The organism is Streptomyces sp. NPDC003943 (genome assembly GCF_053605265.1).
In genome coordinates this window covers 1-9,636 of record NZ_JBSGIW010000156.1, presented here as the reverse complement: position 1 = coordinate 9,636, position 9,636 = coordinate 1, and the positions used below count along the sequence as shown (strand labels likewise).

The 9,636-nt window shown below is 72.1% G+C and carries 10 protein-coding genes; 4 read left to right on the top strand and 6 right to left on the bottom strand.

From position 1 onward, the window contains the following. The 6 genes from ACWEV0_RS34955 to ACWEV0_RS34930 form a co-directional block, all read right to left on the bottom strand. The coding region (locus tag ACWEV0_RS34955; protein WP_453153842.1) for a lysylphosphatidylglycerol synthase domain-containing protein at positions 1-663 on the bottom strand (663 nt) is incomplete at its 3' end. Continuing rightward, positions 660-1,622: a UbiA prenyltransferase family protein gene (locus tag ACWEV0_RS34950; RefSeq protein ID WP_453153841.1), complete on the bottom strand. Its 963-nt coding sequence runs from the start codon at positions 1,620-1,622 to the stop codon at positions 660-662. The genes ACWEV0_RS34955 and ACWEV0_RS34950, both read right to left, overlap by 4 nt. 45 nt (positions 1,623-1,667) lie before the next feature. Then, positions 1,668-2,723, bottom strand: a complete 1,056-nt coding sequence (locus tag ACWEV0_RS34945; protein WP_453153840.1) for a glycosyltransferase family 2 protein — start codon at positions 2,721-2,723, stop codon at positions 1,668-1,670. A gap of 46 nt (positions 2,724-2,769) precedes the next feature. Continuing rightward, positions 2,770-3,048, bottom strand: coding sequence for a hypothetical protein (locus ACWEV0_RS34940; protein WP_453153839.1), 279 nt, complete (start codon positions 3,046-3,048; stop codon positions 2,770-2,772). A gap of 26 nt (positions 3,049-3,074) precedes the next feature. Then, the gene (locus ACWEV0_RS34935) at positions 3,075-3,248 is read right to left on the bottom strand and encodes a hypothetical protein (protein WP_453153838.1); all 174 of its coding nucleotides are present in this window, start codon (positions 3,246-3,248) and stop codon (positions 3,075-3,077) included. A 420-nt stretch (positions 3,249-3,668) separates the two neighbouring features. Then, on the bottom strand, positions 3,669-4,433 hold the full coding sequence (locus ACWEV0_RS34930) for a GntR family transcriptional regulator (RefSeq protein ID WP_345492086.1): 765 nt from the start codon (positions 4,431-4,433) through the stop codon (positions 3,669-3,671). 291 nt (positions 4,434-4,724) lie between these two features. Here ACWEV0_RS34930 and ACWEV0_RS34925 point away from each other — a divergent pair, with 291 nt between their 5' ends. From ACWEV0_RS34925 to ACWEV0_RS34910, 4 genes are all read left to right on the top strand, one after another. After that, positions 4,725-6,020: an extracellular solute-binding protein gene (locus ACWEV0_RS34925; RefSeq protein WP_453153837.1), complete on the top strand. Its 1,296-nt coding sequence runs from the start codon at positions 4,725-4,727 to the stop codon at positions 6,018-6,020. Between the two features lie 145 nt (positions 6,021-6,165). Beyond that, positions 6,166-7,188, top strand: a complete 1,023-nt coding sequence (locus tag ACWEV0_RS34920; RefSeq protein ID WP_403792256.1) for a carbohydrate ABC transporter permease — start codon at positions 6,166-6,168, stop codon at positions 7,186-7,188. After that, positions 7,185-8,039, top strand: a complete 855-nt coding sequence (locus ACWEV0_RS34915; RefSeq protein WP_453153836.1) for a carbohydrate ABC transporter permease — start codon at positions 7,185-7,187, stop codon at positions 8,037-8,039. Before ACWEV0_RS34920 ends, ACWEV0_RS34915 begins: the two co-directional genes overlap by 4 nt. Before the next feature lie 9 nt (positions 8,040-8,048). Further along, complete coding sequence (locus ACWEV0_RS34910) at positions 8,049-9,569, top strand: glycoside hydrolase family 3 protein (RefSeq protein ID WP_453153835.1); 1,521 nt, start codon at positions 8,049-8,051, stop codon at positions 9,567-9,569. The last annotated feature ends 67 nt before the right edge of the window (positions 9,570-9,636 follow it).

Genomic DNA, 9,636 nt, shown 5'->3' with positions numbered 1-9,636 from the left:
CGACGCCGCCTCCGACCGGCACCTCGGCACGACCGAAGTCCTCGCCGAGCCGCACGAGTTGTGCTTCGACGCGGAGCAGCGCCTGCTGTGGTGCAGCCGCGGCCGCACGGCGAGCACGAGGGTGACCGCGCCGGGCAGCACCAGCCACCAGGCCCCGGTGCCGAGCGTCCAGGGCGCGGCGACGGGTCCGACGGCGAGGCCGGTGAGGACGGCGACGATCACGTTGAGCAGGAAGACGGTGAGCACGACGGGCGCGGGCACCCCGGCGGCGCCGCCCATCCGCAGCTGGGCGAGGACGCCCCAGACCGCGCCCGGCACGTACTTGCCGAGGTAGGACGTGAAGTAGATCCGGGTCGCGGTCCGGCCCGGCAGCCCCGGTCCGAGATCGGAGAGGAGGGCGCGCCAGGTGGCCATGGTGAACAGGACGGCGACGGCGTTGGCCGCGAGGGCGAGGAGGAGGTACGGGACGGAGCCGGGCCGCAGCACGAGCGCGGCGAGGTCGCCGGCCCGCTCGTACAGGGCGACGCCGATGCCGGTGGCGACGGCGAGCGGGAAGAGGAGGCGGAGCAGGCGTCCCGGTCCGCTGCGAGCGGGGGGCGGTGCGGTCGCCGGGGTCGTCGGGGTCGCCGGGGTCGTCGTGGCCGTGGTGGTCGTCGCGGTCATGAGCCGAGCCGGCCGAGCAGCCAGGCGCCGGCAAGCAGCCCGGCCCACAGCAGCGCGTTGGAGACGGTCATCCGGTCGCTGAACAGCGCCCGGGTGGGATTGCCGCCGCCCGCGTCGACCACGAGCAGCTGGAGGTAGCGGGCGAGCCCGAACAGCGCGAACGGCGCCGTGAGGACGGCGACGAGCGGACCGTGCGCCCCGAAGACCGGGCTGGCCTGCACGTGCAGCACGTAACTCACCGCCGCGAGGACCGCGGTGAAGGCGAGCAGCTGGTCGAGGAAGCCCACGGTGTAGCCGCGCAGCGCCGGCCGGTGCAGCACCCCGCCGACCGCCATCTCGTGCCGCCGCTTGCCGAGGATCAGCAGCAGGCAGAGCGAGAAGAGGCCGAGCGCGAGCCAGCTGGGCACCGGGTTCCCGGAGGCCAGGCAGCCCTGCGCGAGGCGCAGCACGAAACCGAGGGCGACGATGAAGACGTCGAGCAGCGGCACGTGCTTGAGCCCCCTGCTGTACGCGGCGTTGAGCACCAGGTACGCGGCGACCGGCCACCAGTCGGCGAGCCCGGCGCCGCCGGTGGCGACGGTCAGGCCGACCGTCGCCAGGAGGAGCGCGGCGAGGACGGCGGCGAAGGACACGGCGGTGGCGGTCCCGATCCGGCCGGCGGCGATCGGCCGGTGCCGCTTCTCCGGGTGGCGCCGGTCACGGTCCCGGTCGCCGAGGTCGTTGACCAGGTAGACCAGCGCGGACGCCAGGGTGAAGACGGCCAGGGCGGCGAGCGCGCCGCCGAGCGCGCCGGCGTCGGTGCGGGGCGCGCCGAGCAGCCCGAGGGGGACGACGACGAGGTTCTTGGTCCACTGTCCGGGGCGGACCAGGGCGGTGAGGTCGGCGAGCCGACCGGGTGGCCGGGTGGACGGCGGTCGGGCCGGCGGCGCCTGACGGCCGGTGAGCGTGGGCGTGGCCATGAACGGACTCCTGAGTCCTGAGAGGTGGGGGGAGCGGCGGGAGCGTCAGACGGGGGTCTTGGGGGCCGCGGCGCCTGTGCTGGCAGCGGTGGTGGTGGCCGCGGTGGCGGCGCGGCGCCGGACGCTCGGGCCGAAGTCCGGCTCGGTGAGCCAGCGGACGACTCCGCGCGCCGCGCCGAGCACGATCGCCTGGTGGAGGACGAAGTGGACCGCGGTGAAGAAGAGGAGGAAGCCGGGGCCCCTCGTGCGCAGCGCGAAGCGGCTGAGCCCCGGATCGGCGCAGGCGAACAGCAGCGCGCAGAGCGCGGGCACGAGCAGCAGCCAGGGGGAGAGCAGCCCCAGGAGCAGGGTCGGCAGGGTGAGTGCCGCGGCGAGCACGCCGAGCGGCCGGTTGGCGGTGAGCCCGCCCTGCCGCATCTGGCCGAGCGCCGCGACGAGCAGCTGGGAGCGGCGGTACTGCTCCGAGAGCATCGCCCCGAGCCGGTCGACGTCGTCGTGCCGGCCGCGGATCGCCGTGGTCATCAGGATCCGGTGCGAGCGCACGAGCCGGCCGCTGTACTCGACGTCCTCCGAGTCGCGCAGGTTCTCGTCGAAGGGGCCGACCCGCTCGAAGACCTCCTTGCGGATGGCGCCGAGCGCGAAGAAGGCGGTGCGCACCTCGCCGGCGGCCCGGCGGCGCCAGAAGTGGGCGTGCAGGGCGTGGTAGCGCTCGACCGGGCCGTCGTCGAAGAGCGGCTCGGGGTCCAGGACGCCGTGCACGCAGCCGAGTCCGGGGTCGGCTTCGAGCAGGTCGGCGGCGTTGGCCAGGGCCTCGGGGTGCAGCGCGGTGTCGGAGTCGAGGAAGAAGAGGATCTCGCCGCGGGCCGCGGCGGCCCCGAGGTTGCGGGCCGCGGACACCCCGCGGTTGCGCGGGCTGGCGATGAGCACGACGCCGAACTCGCGGGCGATGTCCCGGGACCGGTCGGTGCTGGCGTCGTCGACGACGATGACGTCGAGCGGGGCGTGGGTCTGGGCGAGGACCGAGGCGAGACAGGCGCGCAGGGTCTTCTCGTAGTTGTAGTTGGGGATGATGACGGACACGCTGGGACGGGCCCTGGGCATGGCTGTTCCTCGAAGTGGGACGGGTGCCGACTGTGGGGTGGGGGGCTCAGAGGAGCCGGAAGTCCGCGATGCGGTGGTGGCGGAGTTCGGGGGAGTGGCCGAGGAGGCGCCGGCAGAGCCGCAGCGCGTGGCCTACGGCCTCGATCTCGTCGGGGGCCCCGACGTACAGGGCGAGCCGGACCGAGTGGTCGAGGACCAGCGCCCGGGCGCACTCGAAGCGGTCCTGCGGCCGGGCGAGGCGGTGCAGCGTCTCGACGAGCCGGGTGGCGGACGGCGGTGGTGGGGGTTCGTCGTCCGGGGCGGTTTCGTCGTCCGACGCCCTCATCGAGATGCCGACGAGGTAGATGGCGCTCAGCCCCAGGAGAAGCCGTCGCCGGTGTCACCCGGCTGCGGGGTCTCCGTGACGACGCCCTCGGCGGTGACGTGCGTCGGTGCCTCGCCCGAGGGTGCGCCGAGGGAGAGGACGAGCGCCGCCGCGGCGGGGACGAGAAGGGCGATCGGTGCGAAACGGGCGAGCGTGCGCATGGCGGAGCAGCCTTCCGTGTAAGGGGGGTTCGGGGCCGGGCCCCGGTGCCGCTCCCGTGCTCCGGGGCGGCTTCGACGGGTTCAAGACTGGCCCGGCCGGGGCCCGGTGTCACCGGAAAACGGGTGGCGCCAACCGCGTGGCCGGTTGGGGACAACGCGCCCCGGTGCTCCGCGCGCGCCGCTGACCAGGGCCGTCCGTGCGGGCGTCACGTTCCTGCCAGGCGAAAGGTGCCGGGCGGAACGACGGCCTCCCGCCCGGGCCTCCCGCCCGGGCCTCCCGCCCGGGCCTCCCGCCCGGGCCTCCCGCCCCGCGTCGTACGCCCGCCCCGCGTCGTACGCCCGGCCGCCCGGCCCCGTACGCCCGGAAACGCCGGACGGCCGCACCCCGGCGAGGGGGTGCGGCCGTCCGGTGGGAAGAGGTCAGCCGTTGGGGCGCTGGAGGCGGGCCACGAACTTGTAGCGGTCGCCGCGGTACACCGAGCGCACCCACTCGACCGGCTCGCCCTGGGCGTCGAGCGAGTGCCGGGAGAGCATCAGCATCGGCAGGCCCACGTCCGTACCGAGCAGGCCGGCCTCGCGCGGGGTGGCGAGCGAGGTCTCGATGGTCTCCTCGGCCTCGGCCAGGTGCACGTCGTACACCTCGGCGAGCGCGGTGTAGAGCGAGGTGTACTTCACCAGCGAACGCCGCAGCGCGGGGAAGCGCTTGGCGGACAGGTGGGTGGTCTCGATGGCCATCGGCTCGCCGCTCGCGAGGCGCAGCCGCTCGATGCGCAGCACCCGGCCGCCGGGGGAGATGTCGAGCAGTCCGGCGAGGGTGTCGTCGGCCGTCACGTATCCGATGTCCAGGAGCTGCGAGGTGGGCTCGAGGCCCTGGGCCCGCATGTCCTCGGTGTACGAGGTGAGCTGGAGGGCCTGGGAGACCTTGGGCTTGGCCACGAACGTGCCCTTGCCCTGGATCCGCTCCAGGCGGCCCTCGACCACCAGTTCCTGCAGGGCCTGGCGCACCGTGGTGCGCGAGGTGTCGAACTCCGCGGCGAGCGTGCGCTCCGGCGGGACCGGGGTGCCGGGCGGCAGGGTCTCCGTCATGTCGAGCAGATGCCGCTTCAGGCGGTAGTACTTGGGCACGCGCGCGGTACGGGTGGCCGCGCCGCCCTCTGTCTCCGTGCTGCCCGCGTCCGTGGCCATGGCCTGCCTTCCCGCTGCCTGTGCTGCTGCCGTCACCGGCTCCTCCGTCTGTCGCGGCTCACATGGTGGCACGGACCGGTCACGGGTCGTCGCCCTCCCTCAGGTGTCGGTCCGATAACGGACCCGACTGCCCTTCTTATACACCCTTGACACCCCTAAAGGTCTAGGCCAAGCTCCGGGTACTGGTCTACACCATTAAAGACCAGGTCCCAGCCCCACAGCATTACTCGACGTATGTCTTCGCGTCTTCGCGCGGTGGGAGGGGGAGCAGGCATCCCTGAGGAGGGTGGCGTGAAGCGCAAGCTCATCGCGGCGATCGGCGTCGCGGGCATGATGGTCTCCGTCGCTGCGTGCGGTACCGACAGCGGCGACAAGGGTGACAAGGGCGGCAAGGCCCAGGGGGGCGACAAGACCCTGACCGTCTGGGTCATGGACGGCTCGGCGCCCGACGCCTGGATGGCGGGCGTCAACAAGGAGTTCGAGGCCAAGCACCCGGGCGTCAAGGTCAAGGTCGAGAAGCAGCAGTGGAACGGCATCCAGGAGAAGGTCACCACCGCCCTCTCCGAGGACACCCCGCCGGACGTCCTTGAGCTCGGCAACACCCAGACCGCCGGCTACGCGGTCACCGGCGGCCTCGCCGACCTCTCCGGCGACAAGGCCAAGCTGGGCTACGACGGCTGGAACAAGGGCATGACCGCCTCGGCCGAGCTCGACGGCAAGCTCTACTCCGCCCCGTGGTACGCCGCCAGCCGCGTCGTCGTCTACGACAAGGCCGCCTTCAAGAAGGCCGGCGTCACCCCGCCGAAGACCCGCGCCGAGTGGATCGACGGCCTGAAGAAGCTCAAGGCCGCCGACCCCAAGTCGCAGCCGATCTACCTGCCCGGCCAGAGCTGGTACGTCCTCGCGGGCTTCGTCTGGGACGAGGGCGGCGACCTCGCCGTCAAGGACGGCGACAAGTGGAAGGGCGCCCTGTCCTCCCCCGAGGCCGTCAACGCCATGAACTTCTACAAGGAGCTGGCGTCCTACTCCACCGCTCCGAAGGACAAGGACGAGGCGACCCCGCAGCAGTCCACCGACATCGTCCCCAAGGGCGGCGTGGCGTCCTGGATCGGTCTCGGCTGGGAGGCCGGCGGCGCGATCGACGCCATGAAGAAGGCCGGCAAGACCGCCGACTTCGGCTACTTCCCGATCCCGGGCAAGACCGCCGACAAGCCGGGCTCCGTGTTCTTCGGCGGCTCGAACCTCGCCGTCTCCGAGCGCTCCCAGAACAAGGACCTCGCCAAGGAGTGGCTGGCCCTCGCCGCCGGCAAGGACCAGATGACCAAGTACGCCGCGGCCACCGCCGGCGCGCTGCTCCCGAACAACGACGCCGCGCAGTTCAAGCCCGCCGCCGGCTCCTTCGCCGAGGCCATGGCCCTGGCCGCCGGCGTCGGCAAGATCACCCCGGTCACCCCGGGCTGGGCGAACGTCGAGACCGCCCCGAACCCGATCAAGGACTACATGACCAAGGTCCTGAAGGGCGAGGACGCCAAGGCCGCCGCCGAGGCCGCCGACAAGGTCATCGGCGAGCGCGTCAACCAGCAGTAACGGCAGTAACGCACAGCAGTGCACGCAGCCCGGCGGTGCGGCCCAACCGGACCGCACCGCCGGCGCTCCGCAGTTTTCAGCGGCCCGCTCCCCCGGGCCGCGCCCCGGTGGGCACGGGAGCCCCAGAACCGCGAGGAAGAAGACCATGACCGTGGACTCCCAGGGGACGGCGACCGCCGGTCCCCAGGACGCGCCCGGGAGGGCGGCAGGGAAGTCACAGACCCCGCCGGCCAGTTCCGGCCCCAAGGAAGTCCTTCAGCCCTCGCGGGGGAGACGCTCCCTGCCCAGCGGGCTGCTGCCGTACCTGCTCGTCGCACCGGCCCTGCTGTCGATGGCGGCGCTGCTCCTCTACCCGCTGATCCGCAACGTGATCCTCTCCTTCCAGGAGCTGGGCCGCAAGGAGTTCATCACCCGCGAGACGGTGTGGACCGGCTTCGACAACTACACCGGCCTGCTGAGCGACTCGGAGTTCTGGACCGTCGTCGTCCGCTCCGTCGTCTTCACCGCCGCGAGCGTCCTGCTCACCATGGCGGTCGGCACCGGCATCGGCCTGCTGCTCAACCGGCTCGGCAAGAAGATGCGGCTGGTGCTCTCGCTGTCCCTGGTCTTCGCCTGGGCCATGCCGATCGTCGCCTCCGTCACCGTCTTCCAGTGGCTCTTCGACGAGCAGTTCGGCGTCGTCAACTGGCTGATGCGCACGCTCGGCTTCGCCGGCTACGAGCAGCACAACTGGTTCGAGACCGGCTTCTCCACCCTGGTGATCTCGATGATCCTGATCGCCTGGGGCTCCATCCCGTTCGTCGCGCTCAACATGTACGCCGGTCTGACCACCATCGGCACCGAGCTGTACGAGGCCGCCAAGATGGACGGCGCGAACGGCTGGCGCACCTTCTGGGCCGTGGTCTTCCCGAACCTCAAGCCCTTCTTCATGATCACCACGTTCCTCGAAGTGATCTGGATCTTCAAGGCGTTCACGCAGATCTACGCCCTGAACAAGGGCGGCCCCGACCGCGCCTCCGAGACGCTGCCCGTCTTCGCCTACATCGAGGGCGTCGGCCAGTTCCACTACGGCGTCGCCGCGGCCATCTCCGTCCTCACGATCGTGATGCTGATCGCGATCATGTCCTTCTACTTCCGCCTGATCCTGAAGCAGGAGGAGGAGCTGTGAGCACCCCGAAGAAGTACCGCACCCGCAGGCGGCTCACGGCCGGCGCCGTCGTCAAGAACCTCTCCGCGCTCGTGATCGCGGTGGTGTTCGTCTTCCCCGTCTACTGGATGTTCGCGTCCTCGCTGAAGCCGCAGCACCAGATCATGACGAAGGACCCGGTCTTCGTCTTCGAGCCGACCTTCGAGAACTACTCGACCGCCACCGGCGTCGACCTCTTCTGGACCTACGTCACCAACAGCCTCGTGGTGACCGTCGGCGCCGTCGTGCTCGCCCTCTTCGTGGCCCTGCTCGCGAGCTTCGCGCTCGCCCGGATGAGGTTCCGCGGCCGCAAGGCCATCGTGCTCGTCGTGATGATGGCGCAGATGGCCCCCTGGGAGGTCCTCACCATCGCGATGTACATGATCTCCCGCGACAACGACATGCTGAACAGCATCCCGGTCCTCACGGCGATCTACTTCGTGATGGTGCTGCCCTTCACCATCTGGACCCTGCGCGGCTTCATCGCCGCCGTCCCGGTCGAGCTGGAGGAGGCCGCCCAGATCGACGGCTGCACCCGCGGCCAGGCCTTCCGCAAGGTCATCTTCCCGCTGCTCGCCCCGGGCCTGATGTCGACCTCGATCTTCGGCTTCATCACGGCCTGGAACGAGTTCGCGATGATCCTCATGCTCAACAAGGACAAGGAGTCGCAGACCCTGACGCTCTGGCTGACCCAGTTCCAGACCGCGTTCGGCAACGACTGGGGCGCCACCATGGCCGCCTCGACCCTCTTCGCGCTCCCCGTCCTGATCGTCTTCCTCTTCCTCCAGCGCAAGGCCGTCGGCGGCATGACCGCCGGCGCGGTGAAGGGATAACGGCGCCCCATGACCACGCTCGCAACCAGCACGGACACCCTGACCCGGGACGCGCTCACCGTCCTGCAGCCGGGCTTCGTCGGCACCACCGCCCCCGACTGGCTGCTCCGCCGGATCGGCGAGGGCCTCTCCTCGGTCGGACTCTTCGGACGGAACGTCGTCACCCCCGGGCAGCTCGCCGCGCTCACCGCGCGGCTGCGCGCCGAGCGGGACGACGTCCTGGTCGCCATCGACGAGGAGGGCGGCGACGTCACCCGCCTGGAGGTCAACGAGGGGTCCTCGTTCCCCGGCAACTACGCCCTCGGCCACGTCGACGACGTCGAGCTCACCCGGGCCGTGGCCCGCGAGCTGGGCCGCCGGCTCGTCGCCTGCGGGGTCGACCTCAACTGGGCGCCCTCCGCCGACGTCAACTCCAACGCCGAGAACCCGGTCATCGGGGTCCGCTCCTTCGGTGCCGACCCGGACCTGGTCGCCCGGCACACCGTGTCCTACGTCGACGGCCTCCAGTCCGTGGGCGTCGCCGCCTGCACCAAGCACTTCCCGGGGCACGGCGACACCAACGTCGACTCGCACGACGCGCTGCCCCGCATCGATGTGGACCTCGCCACACTGCACGCCCGTGAGCTGGTACCTTTCCGCGCGGCCATCGCCGCGGGTTCCAAAGCGGTGATGAGCGCGCATATCCTGCTCTCCGCGCTCGACCCGGAACGTCCGGCCACCCTGAGCCCGCAGATCCTCACCGGTCTGCTGCGCCAGGAGCTGGGCTTCGAGGGCCTGATCGTCACCGACGGCATGGAGATGCAGGCCGTCGCGGCGACCTACGGCATCGAGCGCGGATCCGTCCTCGCGATCGCCGCGGGCGCCGACGCCATCTGCGTCGGCGGCGGGCTGGCCGACGAGGAGACCGTGCTGCGGCTGCGCGATGCGCTGGTGACGGCGGTACGGACCGGTGAACTGCCCGAGGAGCGGCTGGCCGACGCCGCCGAGCGCGTCCGCGCGCTGGCGGCCTGGACCCAGGCGCACCGGGCCAGGGGGGCTGGATCGGGGCCGGGCGCGGCTTCACAGGAGGGGACCGCGCCCGGCACCGACGTCGGACTCGTCGCGGCCCGCCGGGCCCTCACGATCACCCCGGGCGAGCGGCCCTTCGCGCCGGTGACCGAGGCCCCCTACGTGGCCTCCTTCACGCCCGCCGCCAACTTCGCCGTCGGCGACGAGACCCCGTGGGGCATCGCCGCCGAGCTGGAGCGGCTCCTGCCCGGCACCCGCACCGGCTCGTACGGGGCGGACGCCTCGGCCGACGCCGTCCTGGCCGCCGCGGGGGAGCGGCGCGTGGTCGCCGTGGTCCGCGACGCCCACCGCCACCCGTGGATGTCCGGCACCCTCGACGCCCTGCTCGCCGCCCGCCCCGACACCGTGGTGGTCGAGATGGGCCTCGACGAGTCGGAGCCCCGTGGCGCCCTCCACATCGCCACCCACGGCGCCGCCCGCGTCTGCGGCCAGGCCGCGGCGGAGGCGATCGCCGGCCGCTGAGCCCGGTCTGCTCGTCCTCGACGAGGCGTGGACCGGCCTCGACACCGCCGCCCGCGCCGAACTCGAC